The organism is Desulfallas sp. Bu1-1 (assembly GCF_015594625.1).
GTDB lineage: Bacteria > Bacillota > Desulfotomaculia > Desulfotomaculales > Desulfallaceae > JADNRQ01.
The window spans coordinates 104405-119145 of sequence record NZ_JADNRQ010000001.1 but is presented as its reverse complement, the minus strand read 5'-3'; the positions used below and the strand labels follow the sequence as shown (position 1 = coordinate 119145).

At 52.8% G+C, this 14741-nt stretch carries 13 protein-coding genes; all 13 read right to left on the bottom strand.

From position 1 onward, the window contains the following. Nucleotides 1-24: 24 nt before the first annotated feature. The 13 genes from dsrB to rlmH all read right to left on the bottom strand — a co-directional run bounded on the left by dsrB (nt 25) and on the right by rlmH (nt 14678). Complete coding sequence (dsrB, locus tag IT084_RS00545; protein ID WP_195710163.1) at nt 25-1212, bottom strand: dissimilatory-type sulfite reductase subunit beta; 1188 nt, start codon at nt 1210-1212, stop codon at nt 25-27. A 19-nt stretch (nt 1213-1231) separates the two neighbouring features. Continuing rightward, nucleotides 1232-2650: a dissimilatory-type sulfite reductase subunit alpha gene (gene dsrA, locus IT084_RS00540; RefSeq protein ID WP_195710162.1), complete on the bottom strand. Its 1419-nt coding sequence runs from the start codon at nt 2648-2650 to the stop codon at nt 1232-1234. A 567-nt stretch (nt 2651-3217) separates the two neighbouring features. After that, complete coding sequence (locus tag IT084_RS00535) at nt 3218-4060, bottom strand: Mrp/NBP35 family ATP-binding protein (RefSeq protein ID WP_195710161.1); 843 nt, start codon at nt 4058-4060, stop codon at nt 3218-3220. Nucleotides 4061-4120: 60 nt separating this feature from the next. Then, the gene (locus IT084_RS00530; protein ID WP_195710160.1) at nt 4121-4978 is read right to left on the bottom strand and encodes an ATP-binding protein; all 858 of its coding nucleotides are present in this window, start codon (nt 4976-4978) and stop codon (nt 4121-4123) included. Then, nucleotides 4950-5819 carry an ATP-binding protein gene (locus tag IT084_RS00525; protein WP_195710159.1) on the bottom strand — a complete coding sequence of 290 codons (870 nt, stop codon included), beginning with the start codon at nt 5817-5819 and terminating at the stop codon, nt 4950-4952. Before IT084_RS00525 ends, IT084_RS00530 begins: the two co-directional genes overlap by 29 nt. Further along, a complete protein-coding gene (locus IT084_RS00520) occupies nt 5816-6202 on the bottom strand; it encodes a NifB/NifX family molybdenum-iron cluster-binding protein (RefSeq protein WP_195710157.1) in 387 nt (128 codons plus the stop codon). The genes IT084_RS00525 and IT084_RS00520 overlap by 4 nt, the downstream gene beginning before the upstream one ends. Next, nucleotides 6203-6472 (bottom strand): hypothetical protein, encoded by a 270-nt coding sequence (locus IT084_RS00515; protein WP_195710155.1) that lies wholly within the window; start codon nt 6470-6472, stop codon nt 6203-6205. It lies immediately after the preceding gene. A gap of 179 nt (nt 6473-6651) precedes the next feature. Further along, nucleotides 6652-8361, bottom strand: coding sequence for a glutamine--tRNA ligase/YqeY domain fusion protein (locus tag IT084_RS00510; RefSeq protein WP_195710776.1), 1710 nt, complete (start codon nt 8359-8361; stop codon nt 6652-6654). A gap of 353 nt (nt 8362-8714) precedes the next feature. Further along, nucleotides 8715-9809, bottom strand: a complete 1095-nt coding sequence (locus tag IT084_RS00505) for an AbrB family transcriptional regulator (protein ID WP_195710153.1) — start codon at nt 9807-9809, stop codon at nt 8715-8717. 354 nt (nt 9810-10163) lie between these two features. Further along, on the bottom strand, nt 10164-11408 hold the full coding sequence (locus IT084_RS00500; protein WP_195710151.1) for a DnaJ domain-containing protein: 1245 nt from the start codon (nt 11406-11408) through the stop codon (nt 10164-10166). Nucleotides 11409-11417: 9 nt separating this feature from the next. Further along, nucleotides 11418-13292 carry an Hsp70 family protein gene (locus tag IT084_RS00495; protein WP_195710150.1) on the bottom strand — a complete coding sequence of 625 codons (1875 nt, stop codon included), beginning with the start codon at nt 13290-13292 and terminating at the stop codon, nt 11418-11420. Between the two features lies 1 nt (nt 13293). After that, nucleotides 13294-13968, bottom strand: a complete 675-nt coding sequence (gene grpE / locus IT084_RS00490; RefSeq protein WP_195710149.1) for a nucleotide exchange factor GrpE — start codon at nt 13966-13968, stop codon at nt 13294-13296. Nucleotides 13969-14198: 230 nt separating this feature from the next. Then, a complete protein-coding gene (gene rlmH, locus IT084_RS00485; RefSeq protein WP_195710148.1) occupies nt 14199-14678 on the bottom strand; it encodes a 23S rRNA (pseudouridine(1915)-N(3))-methyltransferase RlmH in 480 nt (159 codons plus the stop codon). Between the last annotated feature and the right edge of the window lie 63 nt (nt 14679-14741).

Sequence of the window (14741 nt, the reverse complement as noted above, 5' to 3'; positions counted from 1 at the left end):
CGTATAAATTTTCTCAAGTATAAATTAGTCTATCCCACCGGCGGCTTTTGATACATTCCAGGCCGCATCGGTGAACTTGAACTGGGTGCTGGTCCGCCAGGTGTCATAGGCCAGGCGGTAGTCGTCAATGAGGTGCTCGGTGAACTCGAGACCGCACTTCTCGAAGAATTTCTCCCAGCCGATCCGCTCGGCCCAGTCGCCCAGACGCTCGTACTTGTTGGCGTTTTGGGCATAGGCGTTGAGAATCTTCTTCACGTTCTCGACCACTTCCGGGAACCGCGGGAAGTTGTTCGGCAGCCAGGGCACGACAACTTTCGAGAACTTGGGCGGGCTGATCCGGTTGGAGATCTTGCCGCCGGCCAGGATCGTCACGCCGTCGCCCTCTTTGTCCGAGAGCGGCAGAGCCTGGCACATGGTGTAGCAGTTACCGCAGAACATGCAGCGGTCTTTCTTGATTTTAACCGTTCTACCGCCTTCCGGAGTCTTATCGGGCGAAATGGCGCCCACCGGGCAGGCGGCGATGGCCAGCGGAATTTCACAGACCTTGTCGATAATATCATGGTCAATGATCGGCGGCTTGCGGTGGTAGCCCAGCAGGGCGATGTCCGAGCAGTGCACGGCGCCGCACATGTTCAGGCAGCAGGCCATGGAAACCCTGACCTTCGCCGGAAGCTGCATGTTTTGGAACTCGTCAAACAGCGCATCCGCGACCGCCTTAACCATGGAGGAGGCATCGGTGGCCGGGGTATGGCAGTGGATATAGCCCTGGGTGTGCACAATATTGGTCACACCGGCGCCCGTCCCGCCGATGGGGAACTTGTAGCTGCCGCCGGCAAACTTGCGGCTTTGCAGGTCTTTTTTCAGGGCCTCCAGTTTTTCCACGCTGTCCACCATGAACTCGATGTTGTTCCGGGTGGTGAAACGAACATAGCCGTCGCAGTACTTGTCGGCAATGTCACAGATCTCCCGGACATGTTGAACGGTCATGAAGCGGGCCGCACCGCATCTCACGGTATATACCTTGTCTCCCGTTTCCGATACGTGCACCAAAATACCCGGCTCAAGTACTTCGTGATAAGCCCACTTGCCGTAGTTATTTTGAATGACAGGAGGGAAATACTGCCAGAAGTGCCTGGGACCAAGGTCCGTACGCCTGTTCTTTTGCGGATCCGCAGGATCGTATTTGCCGAGTCTTTCTAAAGATAAAGCCATTACACTAACCTCCTATCCCTTATCTCTTATGTCTGGCCCGATAATCTTTGATATCCCTGTCCCAACCGCCGGGCACATCCTCTTCCTTCCAGAAGATGTACGGGTTCTCACGCGGCATCTTGACCATTTGCGGTGCGGGCGGCAGTTCCATGATTTCCAGGAACTTGGGCAGGCCGAAACGCTGGATCAGTTCGCCCAGGCGCTCGCGGTTCTTGCCTTCCTCCATCCAGAACTCCCAGACTTTCTCGATGAATTCCTTGACGTTGTCATAAGGAGGTTCCAGCTTCATGAAAGGAACGATCAGGGTGGACATCTGAGCGCCTTCCAGGATGGGAGCCTTGGCGCCGCACAGAATGCTGATACCGGTATCTTTACCCGGTTTCAAAGCCCTGGGCATGGTGTTGATGCAGTGCATGCAACGGACACATTCGCTGTTGTCGATGGTCAGCACGCCGTCTTCATATTTCATGCACTTGGAGGGGCACAGGTCGATAACTTCTTTTTGAATATCGAATTTACCCCAGTCCCTACCGGCAAAAGCGCCGCCGTTGGGAGCGAAGTCACCGGCGATATAGCCTTGAACTGCGTCTTGATCAATGCGGATTTCGTCTCTCCAGGTGCCGATGAAGGACATGTCGGCACGGGCGATGGAGGCCACACAGCCGTTGGGGCAGCCGTCGAACTTGAACTTGAACTTGTAGGGGAACGCCGGGCGGTGCAATTCGTCCTGGTAATAAGTGGTCAGTTCATAGCTCAGGTCCTGGGTGTCATAGCAGGCAAATTCGCAACGTGCCTTACCGATGCAGCAGGAAGGCGTGCGCAGGTTCGAGCCGGAGCCGCCCAGGTCCTGATCCAGTTCGTTGGTCAGTTCAAAGAAAATGGGTTCAAGCTGCTCGGTGGTGGTGCCAAGCAATACCAGGTCGCCGGTGGAGCCGTGCAGGTTCATCATGCCGCTGCCCCGGTATTCCCACAGGTCGCAGATGGTTCTCAGGAAGTCGGTATTGTAAAACTTACTGGCCGGCTGGTTCACGCGAATGGTGTGGAAATGGGCGATGGAGGGGAATTTTTCCGGCAGGTCGGAATAACGACCGATAACGCCGCCGCCGTATCCGAACACACCCACAATACCGCCGTGTTTCCAGTGAGTTTCACCGTCATTGAAAGAAACCTGAAGCTGGCCGAGCATGTCCTCGATTACGTCCCGGTCAATCAACATTCTGTCGTCGGCAAGCTTTCTCCTGTGCAGGGCGCCCTGCTTGGCGTCGGACACAAAGCTGGGCCACGGCCCTTTTTCGAGCTCTTCCAGGTCGGGAATGTCATGCTTGATTTTAAAGTTTTTCAGTTCTTCTTCCGTGTAGTTGTTCAATTCTTCGTCGGTGTAGATCCGCATTTCGGAGTACTTTATTTCTTTTTGCGGTTCTTTGGGTTCAAAAGCCACTGCAATACCTCCTTTGGTTAAGTACATGTTAAAGACCAAAGATATCCGTCAACGGGCAGTTTAGTTTACCTAACTCCACCCCCTTCCAGAATTAAATGAAATTTCAATAGGCCATACTATAACTGCAACCGCACAGTCACAAAGACGCGAAAAACTCAGCCCAACCAACGCCCCGCAGCGTTTTGGACCAAGATGCGGTTATTCGCCGGTACCATTGAAAAAACTTACATACGTAAGCTATTCGTTACAATTTGCATTATTCCTTCCCGGCAGCATTATTTTTTTGTGGTATTTCGCACAAAAACCTTGCCCGTACCGGTAAAAATATGTGGAATAAACCACTCTTCACGCCCTCTACGGGGCCAAGGCTCCGGCTATGACGGGATCAAGCGCCAGCAACGCGGGCGTCTGTTGGAAAAAGGCCAAAATTTGTCCCGCCGGCCCTCTCTTTATTTTAATTAATTAACAGGCGTCAGTCCATAGGCGATCCATGGCATTTATAAACAAAATGCCCCTCCAATCCCGGAAGGGCCATCGTCTACGCTTTACAAAGCACAAGATTCCATTTTAGCACAGGTTCTTTAATTGCTTGCCCAGAACATCCTCCAGGCCCTGAAACAATTCCGGCTCGTACTGTTCGATCCGCCCGGCATCGCAGAGTTCGGCCAGGGCGGGGTCGATGGGCAGCCTCTCCAGCAACCGCAGGCCCATGGATGTGGCCAGCGACGCGGCGCGACTTTCACCGAAAACCTTGATTTCCCTGCCACAGTCCGGGCAACGCAGGTAACTCATGTTTTCCACGAATCCCAGGATGGGGACGTTCATGTGCCTGGCCATGTTCACTGCCTTTCTAACCACCATGTTGGCCAGGTCCTGGGGCGAAGTGACGATGATTATGCCATCCAAGGGCAGCGACTGCATTACGGTCAGGGGTACGTCGCCCGTCCCGGGCGGCAGGTCCACCACCAGGCAATCAACCTTGCCCCAGGCCACGTCGGTCCAGAACTGCTTGACGGCTCCGGCAATGATCGGCCCCCGCCAGATCACGGGCTGGTCTTCGTTTTCCAGCAACAAGTTCAACGACATTACTTTAATGCCCTTGCCCGTCATTTTGGCGTAAAGCACATTTTCATCCCGGTCGGGAAGCCCGCTGATGCCGAACATCTTGGGTATGCTGGGGCCGGTAATGTCGGCGTCCAGAATGCCCACCTGGTAACCCTTGCGGGCCAGGCTAAGGGCTACCAAGGCGGATACCGAAGATTTGCCCACCCCGCCCTTGCCGCTCATCACGGCAATTACATGCCTGATATCGTTATACTCATTCTGGGGCAGCGTTTGGATACCGCATGTATCCGGCGAGCACCCCTCCGTTTTTTGATTGCATGTACTGCATTTGTCTTCTTGTGACAATTTCCTCTCCCCCTTTGATAAACTTATACCCGCGTACTGCCTTTCACTCCCAATAGAAAACTATATACCCAATTGCCGCTCAACGCAATGCCAGAGCGAAACAATGTCGTCCACCACCGCGCTCATCACCTGCACTACGGGCTTTCTCTCCATGGCCGCGGCAATCACGGCGGGGTCGTAGCCAACCCTGCCGATCAACGGTATGTCCATATCCCGGCACATAATTTCCACCGTGCGGCTGTTTCTGGGGTTAATATCCCACTTGTTGATACACACCGCCGTTTTAACCCCAAAATGTTCCGCCAGCCTGATCACCCTGACCAGGTCATGAATGGAAGAAAGGGTGGGTTCAACCACCACCAAGGCCAGGTCGGTACCGCCCAGGGCGGATATTACCGGGCAGCCGATCCCCGGCGGGCCGTCGGTGATAATTAATTCCCTCCCCTCCCTCTCGGCCAGGCTGCGGGCCTGCCGGCGCACCTCCGCCACCAGCTTGCCCGAATTATCTTGAGCGACCCCCAGCCGGGCGTGGACAAAAGGACCGTAACGGGTCCTGGAGATAAACCACTCCCCGGCCAGGTTTTCCACCAACCGCACCGCTCCTTCGGGGCAGGCATGGTAACACACCCGGCAGCCTTCACAGGACATTTGATCCACCCGGCCTTGCTTGACGGCGCCAAAACGGCACAGTTCCTCACACAGGCCGCAACCGGTGCATTTTTGTGGATCAATTTCAACCTTGGGCATGCCCCAAAAATTTTTTCTCACCTGGATTTCAGGATCAAGCAAAAGGTGTAAATTGGCGGCGTCCACGTCGCAGTCAACCAGCACATGGTTTTGGGCAAGCACGGCAAAAGAGCCGGTGATGCTTGTTTTACCGGTTCCACCTTTACCGCTGATTACAGTGACTTCTTTCATTGGCAACCAGCCCCCCGATCTCCCGGTAAAGCTGTTTGAATGCGTCATTCCAGCCCCTGTCGAACTTTGCCAGAGACACTCCCCGGGAATAAGCCTCGGCTATTTCCTGGCTCAAGGGTATCTTCATCATTACGGTTATTCCTTCTTGCCGGCAATACTTTTCAATGATCCCCCACCCTTCCCGGGCACGGTTGATCAGTACGCCGCAGGGCACCCCCAGGCTCCTGACCATTTGCACGGCCAGATCCAGGTCGTTTAACCCGAAAGGGGTGGGCTCGGTAACCAGCAGGCAGAAATCCGTACCCCGGACGGAGTGGATGACCGGGCAGGAAGTGCCGGGCGGGGCATCCACAATGGTAATTCCCCCGGGCCCCCGGTTTTTTCTTACCGCGTCAACCAGGGGCGGGCTTAACGCAGCACCAACTTCCAGGCGCCCGCGTACAAAAGCCAACCGCCCGGCCACGCCCCGTTCCACCGTGCCGATTTGTTTCGGTTCCGGCGAAATAGCCCCCACAGGGCAAAAATACCGGCAACCGCCACAGCCATGACACAGTTCGGGGAAGGTGATAACCGCTTCCCCGGCGACAAGCAGGGCGTTGAAAGCACATACTTCGGCGCATCTCCCGCATAAATTGCATTTGCCCGGATCGATTTTAGGCACTTCGATATATATGTTCTCTGTTTCCGTAAACTCCGGATTAAGAAAAATATGCCCGTTGGGCTCTTCAACATCACAATCAAGAAAGGTAACATGATCACAGGCTTGCAATGCCAGGGCCATACTTGTGGCAACCGTAGTTTTTCCCGTTCCTCCTTTGCCGCTGGCCACGGAAATAATCATTTAACCACCCGCTTCTCCGGCCCCTTGCCCGAATGTTGACGGGCATTGGGAACGGCCAGCGGCTGCATGAGTCCTTTTTTATAGTTTTCCAGGGTCCCGGACACCGTGTCCGCAACACCGGTATAAACCGCCACCCCGCCGGCCAGCAGGGCATTTATGGCCTTGGGACCCACCCTGCCGGTGAGCACCACATTTACATTGTGATCAAGTAAAATCTGGGTGGTTCTGATACCTGCCCCTTCAGCGCTGGCCGCACCTTCATTGTTAATTGTCTCCAGCACGTTGCCGTTTTCGTCAAACACCACAAAATAAGCGCAGCGCCCGAAACGTTCTTCCGCCGGCGCGTCTTTTGAAGGCCCGGAGGCGCCAACCGCAATCCTCATTTAAATCACCCTCCTACAATTCCCTTGCCGACCGCGTCCCCGGCCGGAACCACGGTCGCAAACTCCCCGGCCAAACCCTGTTCCGGGAGTTCCACTACCGGCTCCCATAATGCCGGGCTGGTTCAAACGGCCACCACCACCAACTCCGGCTCTGTCATCACGGATCATTTTGCCCCCGCAATCGGGGCATATCATGTCCCTGCCGCGCTGGTTCGTACACCAGCCCAACTCGGCGCTTTTACCACAGGAAACGCAAATAAACTTGCGCAAAAAAATCACTCCTTGCGGGTTTATGTTCATATGTTCAAATCTAATATAAACCCATTATGAACTTATGTCAATAATAATTTGTCTTTTACTGCCACACTTCTCTCATAAATTTTAAAATTAAAATAGCCCTTCAAAATCCAACCTACGGGAGTGGTTTTGAAGGGCTTCAATTTCCAGCATCATCTATTTTCTTGCGCCTTTTTGATCTTGGCCCAGGTATCCTTCAAGGAAACGATCCGGTTGAACACCGGTTTGTTACCGGACGTGTCGGGATCGACGCTGAAGTACCCCTGCCTCAGGAACTGGTACCTGCTGCCCGGCGCCGCGCTCGCCAGGCCGGGTTCCACCATGCACCCGGTCAACGTTTCCAGTGAGTTCGGGTTTAAATTGGCTTTAAAATCCTCGTCTTCATCCGGACTTTCTTTCAGAAACAGGTGGTCGTACAACCGCACTTCGGCCTCGACGGCGTGGGCGGCGGAAACCCAGTGCAATGTGCCCTTGACCTTGCGCGTTTCCGTAGCCATACCGCTGCGTGTCGCCGGGTCGTAAGTGCAGCGCAGTTCTATAATCGCACCTGTTTGCTCGTCCTTGACCACCCGTTCGCACTTGATGATATAGGCGTGCTTGAGCCGCACCTCGCGGCCGGGGGCCAGGCGGAAAAATTTTTTCGGCGGGTCTTCCATGAAATCATCCCGCTCGATATAAATCACCCGGGAAAAGGGAATTTGCCGCGAACCCATTCCGGGGTTTTCCGGGTTGTTCTCAGCGTCCAGCATTTCCACTCGATCCTCCGGGTAGTTTTCGATGACCACCCGCAAGGGGCGCAGCACCGCCATCACCCGCGGCGCCCGGAGGTTCAAATCCTCCCGGATACAGTGTTCCAGCATGGCAATATCAACAATGCTGTTGGCCTTGGCCACCCCGATGCGCTCGCAGAAGTCCCGGATGGCCTCCGGCGTGTAACCGCGCCGCCGCAACCCCGAGATGGTGGGCATGCGCGGGTCGTCCCATCCCCTGACGTATCCCTCTTCCACCAACTGCCGGAGCTTGCGCTTGCTCATCACGGTGTGACTCAGGTTGAGCCGGGCAAATTCGATTTGCCGGGGTGGGTTCTTGATCTTACATGCCTCCAGCACCCAATCGTACAGCGGGCGGTGATCCTCAAACTCACACGTGCAAATCGAATGCGTAATTCCTTCGATGGCATCCGAAAGGGGATGGGCGAAGTCGTACATCGGGTAAATGCACCACTTATCGCCCGTCCGGTGGTGCGTTGCCCGCATGATGCGGTATAGAACCGGATCCCGCATGTTCAAATTGGGCGAGGCCATGTCGATTTTGGCCCGGAGTACCCGGGAACCATCCGGAAATTCCCCCGCCCGCATCCGCCGGAACAGGTCGAGGTTCTCTTCCACCGAGCGGTCACGATACGGGCTGGGCTTGCCGGGCTCGGTGAGAGTGCCGCGGTACTCCCTGATTTGCTCCGCACTCAAATCGCAGACATAGGCCTTGCCGTCCTTGATCAACTGCACCGCATATTCATACAACTGTTCAAAGTAATCCGACGCGTAGAACAGCCTGTCGTCCCAGTCGAAACCCAGCCACTTGACGTCGGCCTTGATGGACTCCACGTATTCGACTTCCTCTTTGCTTGGATTGGTGTCGTCAAAACGCAAGTTGCAGAGGCCCCCGTACCGGGCGGCGATACCGAAGTTGAGGCAGATGGATTTGGCATGCCCGATGTGCAGATAGCCGTTTGGTTCAGGCGGAAAACGAGTATGCACCCGTCCGTCGTTTCTATTGTTAGTCAAGTCCTCGTTAATGATGCTTTGAATAAAGTTGACAGGCTTTTTCACATCCGTTTCCCCGGTCGCCTCATGGTTTTTCATACAGCTGCAATGCTCGATGCCCTGGGTCCGCATATTGATCTATTTCCTCCTTGGGTAAAGACATCATTTCTGCTACTAAACTTTATTTTAAAGGGTTGGTTCATATTTCCATATCTTAACCCAAAACCCTTCTTTTTATGATACTGTTCCCTAACCCCTTATCCCGGTTACGCTTTAATAATCCTCGGTTATCAGTTAATACCATCCTACGACAATACATTATACCATATTTAGCATAAAACTACCCGGCATTAGGTTGAATTGAGCCGGAACTGCTGCATGCCAGTACATGTAAAAGTACCCAGCAATCCCTTTTCAATTAGTCATGGCATCTACTTGCCACCAATGTCAATTTAAGGACTCCCCGCATTCTTCCTAATGACAGTCCCCGTTTTTCTTGAAACACTTCCCAGCCACCATTTCAATACGGGTGGGACAACGAACAAAATAAACAACAGTCTGAACATCTGATAAGCGGTTACCAGGGAAAGATCGGCTTTGACCAGAACGGCCGTCAATCCCATTTCCGCTATTCCGCCTGGCGCCGTGCTTAAAAAGGCATCGGCAAGTTTTAACGGGTGCAGGCAAGTAAGCAGGTAACCAATAGCAAGCGCAAAAAAAACTATGGCCACACTTCCCCCAAGGGTATAGGGCAAGATCCTCTTCCAGTCGCTCAAACTTTCAAAACGCATGGTCAAACCCAAATACGCACCGATGCAGATTTGGGCGGCAACTATGAGATACCCGGGCACCCGCGGCGCTTGCAAACCGGCTAGAACAAGAATGGCGGACCCCAGAAGAGGTCCGAGTAGAAATGGTGTGGGCAGGTGAACACGCTGCGCGACCCATATTGAAACCAGGGCCACGCCTAAAAACAAAGCCCAAACCCAAGTAATTTCGGCCGGTGGAATACCGCCCGCCCCTGCCGTGCCGGCGTAGGCCATATCCCCGGAATGTTTGGCCAGCCCGTGAATGACGACAAATGGGACGATAAAAATTGCCGACAATAAGCGAAACGTTTGCATGAATGTTATAACCGTGATATCCGTGTCCGCGATCTCTTCGCCCAACACCGCCATTTGCGTAAGGCCGCCAGGTATGCTTCCGAGTACGCTGCTGGCCAGGCTGACCCCGGTTTGCCGGCAGGTAATACAGCCCACCAACAGGCTGAAAAGAACCGTCGTTGCCGTTGCCAGCAACATAGTCGGCAGTTGTTTGAAAATCTGCAGGCCGGTGGCCAGGGTAAACGAACCGCCCAGCAGGCAACCGAGAACGATCAACCCCGCGTTGCGCAGCCCGACCGGCCAGTACACAACCCGTTTAAGCACTGATTTCCAGATCATTATTGCCGTTAAAGGCCCCAACATCCACGCCAGGGGGATGTGTAAAAAGTGGAAAAGAACCCCGCCGCATAAAGCAACGAATAACGTTTCTATAAAATGTAACATTGGTGATGCTCCTTTGAGTAACGATCGATTGATTATCAAGTTAAAATCATTATACCACCATTGTCAGGGAGGCATAAAAATCCCCCTTTCATCTGCCGGTTCCCCGGCAAACAAAAAGGGTGTTTTATTTTCCAGCCGCCAGGTCTAAAACCTCCGGCTTTCAGCCGGAAAGCTTTAGCGCCTGTTTCTTGACCCCCGTTTAAAAACGGGGGTTTTGGGGAAGCGGTAGAATATTCAACTACCCCCGACTGAAGCCGGGGGTCTGCGTTTTAATTTCCATTATTTGGGCGCACCGAACACTTTAACGTGGCGGTGGAGGTTTTAATCCGCCCGGCAATCTTTATTTATCTTAGCTTATCGCCGGTGAGCCGTCGCCCGCTCGTTAAGCAGCTCATCCCATTGCGCCTGAAAACTATTGTAAATAAGCGGGTATTTCCTTCGGATAGCCAGAACGCCATCAGCAATATTTATATCTATGTAATCACCATAATCCGAATATAAATTCTCCAAAATGCTTATCCTTTTTTCCCTTATCTGGGAGGTATCTTCAAGCGTTGTATATTTTTCATAAAACCATTCAATTGCATACGTGCTAACTAGTGGAAAAATGTCCGGGTCAGCACACAAGCGATCCAGCTCTTTCTCAACACGCAACAACTCCCGGGTTTTGCGGCGTTGCTGTTTTATATGCGGGTTTTTGGAATCAATATTATGCGCCAGATCAATAAACAGCATGGCTTCACGAAAACAGCCCGTTTCAAAATATTCATTGTGCTCGCTCAGCAAGGCGGTTATAACCATAAGCTTGTCTTCTTCATCTTGAATAGCTTTTAAAAATTTGCGCGTGCGCAACTGGACTGCAGACCAGACGTCCCATTTTTCCAGTTCGATCATTATGTTGATCCAATGAATATAAACGAAGATGTCCTCCGGATTCCGGGAGTCCGGGGACGGTAGCGTATCCATGGTGAGGGCCCACAAATCATCTTCCCGTCCCAGAATCTTGTAGACATCAATATACATGCTTTGTAACAGGTCACCATGCTCCGGGTATTGTGCCCGCGCATATTCCAGTATCTCAAGAGCTTCTTCCGGGCGATCTTTTTCCAGTAACAACCTGGCCTTAAGCGCCAAAATCAACGCTTTCTCATTTTCCGGAGCCAGGTTGCCCGCCAGTTCAAACTGTTCCTGGAACGTTTGTTCATCGTCTTGGAGGAGGGCGATCTGGCCCAGCGCAAGGCATATTTGCATATTATCCGGAGCGATTTTCCGGGCCTGGTGCAACAAGTTTGCGGCCTTATCCCATTGTTCATCTTCCGCAAATGCCAGGGCCTCTTCCATAATCCGTTCGATCTTGCCACCGTACTTCCTCATCAAATCGTATTCCCGGCGTTTGACCGGATCGCGGAGCGTTTCATAAGCCCGGCGGATGCGCTGAAACTCTTCGGGATGGGTTTCCGGAGGGAAAGACTTAACTGATTCAATATATTTCTTTTTAATCGTTTCCTGGGATGCATTGGACCGGGTGCCAAGTATTTTGTAATAATTTTCAATTTTGGGCTTGCGCGATTTTCTCCGGGATGGTTTTGGTTTTTCCATCTTTTCATTTTACTCCTTGAATTCCAGGTCGATCATCAAGTCCGTCACCCTGTCAAGGGCTTCCTGGAGCTGGTCGATATCATCCCCGGACATGGCATTATTCAGTAAATGAATAGCTTTTTCCAGCTTCAACCGTTCTGCACCGGCCAATGTAGGAAGTAACTTTTGGGCCCGGGCAAGTAAACCGGATGCTTCTTCATGCATATCGGCAGATGCGAGCTCCTGGTCCACTTCCAATTGTTCATCTCCGTTATCCGGCAACTCATTGAACAGTTCCATTTCCTCCCCGACCAGTTCATCGTCAAAATCCTCATTATCGACATTTTGCCAGAGCGCCTCCAGCCTTGCCGCGCTTTCAGAAAACGCTTCCTGCGAATCACGGTTCAATGCGTCCTGCACAGTAACACTCATCTCTTTGCCGGTGGACACACACCTGGCTGTTACTTCAAGAATGCCGTTTAGATTATAGCGATAGGTCACCTCGACGGCTTCCGCCCCGGCTTTGTTAGGGGGGATGCCCTCCAATAAAAATTCTCCCAGCCGGTGATTGTGTTTCGTCCACTCATGCTCGCCCTGGTAAATTTCGATGGAAGCAGCGGTTTGCCCGTCAGATGTGGTATAGAATGTTTCCGTGCGCGTCACCGGAATGGTGGTGTTGCGTGGAATAATCGCATGAAAACCGCCCGGGCGTAACGTGATACCCTTCCATTCCTTCAGCACGGCAATCCCCATGGAAAACGGGGCAACATCTGTCGCCACAAGCCCGCTTTTGGACAGCGACCCCGACTTCAAGCCTGCTTGAACAGCCGCCCCCAGTGCCACTGCTTCGTCGGGATTTACATCCATGCGCGGTTCTTTGCCAAAAAAGTTGCGGATTAATTCATGTACACGCGGTATCCTCGTTGACCCCCCGACAAGCAGAATCTCATCTATATCATCCTTGACAAGTCCCGCATCTGCCAGCACGCGCTGCACGTGGTTCATTGTCTCCTGCAGCAGGGGATCGATAAGGGCAACCAGTTGTTCACGGGTAAACTCAAGATCAAGGCCCACTGGACGATTATCCTTGACTGTCACTACAGGTAACGATACGGTAACAGTTTCTCGAGCGGACAGTTCTTTTTTAATTTTTTCCGCCTCTTCCTTCAGCAATGCCCTGGCGCGAATATCGTCCCGCGGGTCGATGTTGTGTTCTGCAATTATCTTTTCAGCCAACCAGTCAACGATCTTCCAGTCGAAATCCTCGCCGCCCAGGTGATTATTTCCCGTAGTTGCTTTTACTTCCAAAACGCCGCTCATCATTTCCACGATGGAAACATCAAACGTACCGCCGCCCAGGTCATAAACAAGAATGTGCCGGTCTTCTTCCAGGTGATCCAGGCCGAAAGCAAGTGCAGCGGCAGTGGGTTCGTTGATAATTCGCTCCACGACGAACCCGGCCAGTTCCCCCGCTTGCTTTGTCGCCCGGCGCTGTTCGTCGGTAAAATAGGCCGGCACCGTAATTACCGCTTCCTTTTCACCTTCACCCAGCCGGGTATCAACATAACTTTTCAGCTCTTTCAGGATTAGGGCGGAAATTTCCTGTGGAAGCAGTGCTTGTCCACCGACCGGTATGCGTTCTTTGGAGCCCATCTTCCGTTTTACCGCAGCAACGGTACGATCGGGCATGGCAACAAGAGCGGCACGCGCATCCTCACCCACAATGATCCTGTTTTTCAGGTCGATCAATACAACTGATGGGGTAATCCGCCTGCCCTGTGGCGATGGTATGATCTCCGGTTTTCCGCGGTGGATGAATGCCACTGCGGAATTGGTTGTACCAAGATCGATCCCCACGACCGGGCGAAAGGTTGGCCGGGCATACTTGTCATCAATATTGCTCATATTATACTTCCTCCCGCATGGTAATAACTTGCGCTTTTCGCAGCAACCGTCCGTCATTGAAAACAAAACCCCGCCTGGCAACCTCCACCACTTGGTACGGCACGGTAGAGCGAGTATGCCCATCGTTTGATGCTCCCGGCGCGGACGGGCTGCAAGCCACCGTACCGATTGACTCCGCCAATTGCGGGTTGAAACTACGACCCTTGACCTCCAGTTCGTGAACGCCGATCCCGGCCAGTGCCGTTAATATCTGCCCGGCCCATTTTTTCAGTAATTGCCGCCAGGCTTCTTGTTCCCCATCCTGCAACCTGGCACTAATCAAGTCAATATCGTCAATCCAGTTGATAAGAACCATCATCAAAGAATCAATCTGCCGTTCCATGGCATGCAATTGCGTTAATTCGGCATCGCGGGCCGCCTGCCAGTGTTGCCGGGCGTCATCTATGCCAATCATCAACTTTTCCAGCTTTACCTGCATGTCCTGTCCCGTTTTATATTGTAAGCGGGCAAGCTTATTCAATTGTATACCCAGCTCCGCCATTTGTTCATTACTTTTGGCGATTTGTTCACTTTGCCGGGATATATGTGCAACTATTTGCATTATTTGTTCATTAAGTTGCTCCAAAGTCACATTTTCTTTGCTTTTCTTTAACTTACGCCAAAAATTCCAGCTCATTCATTTCCTTCCTTTATCGGGGGACACCCCTTCTTTTCGCATGCGACATGTGCGACATGGGCATGGGACGCGACATGGGGACGCGACATGGGGACGGTTCGGGACGCGACATGGGGACGCGACATGGGGACGGTTCTATTGGCACTAAATTATTTCTGTCTATTTTAACAAAACGGATAGCATGCGACAAGTGAGAACTGTCCCCTGTCGCACCATCGTATACTACTACGTTACCGGTGGTAAGGCTCGCCCTTGGAAATTTTAAATGCCCGGTAAATTTGCTCTAACAATATCACCCGCATGAGCTGGTGCGGAAAGGTCATCTTTGAGAAAGACAAACGCCAGTTGGCCTGTTTGAGCGCCTCCTCCGGCAAGCCAAGGGTGCCGCCGATTAAAAAGGTGATGTCGCTGCGGCCGGCCAGGATCAGATTGTCCAGGCGGGCGGACAGTTGCTCGGAAGATACCTCTTCACCCCGCACGTCAAGAGCCACCAAGTATGTACCCGCCCGCAGGTACCGGGCCAGCCGATGCCACTCCCTGGCCTTTATTTGTTCTTCCTCCGCCGCCGACAGCCCCTCGGAAAAAGCCTCGTCGGCCGCTTCGTATATTTCCAGGCGGCAGTAAGCACCCAGCCGCTTCGTGTATTCCTTGACCGCATCCCGCCAGTATTGCTCCTTTAACTTGCCTACTGCAGCCACGGTAATTCTCATTTACTCCACTTCCTCATGGATGTAAATGGTGGTATGATGAAGTCAAACTGTAGCCCACCCATG

Bases quoted from the DNA above. Each gene is read 5' to 3' on its own strand.
- IT084_RS00505 (WP_195710153.1), bottom strand. From the start codon at position 9,809: ATGTTACATTTTATAGAAACGTTATTCGTTGCTTTATGCGGCGGGGTT.
- IT084_RS00495 (WP_195710150.1), bottom strand. From the start codon at position 13,292: ATGAGCAATATTGATGACAAGTATGCCCGGCCAACCTTTCGCCCGGTC.
- rlmH (WP_195710148.1), bottom strand. From the start codon at position 14,678: ATGAGAATTACCGTGGCTGCAGTAGGCAAGTTAAAGGAGCAATACTGG.
- IT084_RS00525 (WP_195710159.1), bottom strand. From the start codon at position 5,819: ATGATTATTTCCGTGGCCAGCGGCAAAGGAGGAACGGGAAAAACTACG.
- IT084_RS00520 (WP_195710157.1), bottom strand. From the start codon at position 6,202: ATGAGGATTGCGGTTGGCGCCTCCGGGCCTTCAAAAGACGCGCCGGCG.
- IT084_RS00500 (WP_195710151.1), bottom strand. From the start codon at position 11,408: ATGGAAAAACCAAAACCATCCCGGAGAAAATCGCGCAAGCCCAAAATT.
- grpE (WP_195710149.1), bottom strand. From the start codon at position 13,968: ATGAGCTGGAATTTTTGGCGTAAGTTAAAGAAAAGCAAAGAAAATGTG.
- IT084_RS00530 (WP_195710160.1), bottom strand. From the start codon at position 4,978: ATGAAAGAAGTCACTGTAATCAGCGGTAAAGGTGGAACCGGTAAAACA.
- IT084_RS00510 (WP_195710776.1), bottom strand. From the start codon at position 8,361: ATGAAAAACCATGAGGCGACCGGGGAAACGGATGTGAAAAAGCCTGTC.
- dsrB (WP_195710163.1), bottom strand. From the start codon at position 1,212: ATGGCTTTATCTTTAGAAAGACTCGGCAAATACGATCCTGCGGATCCG.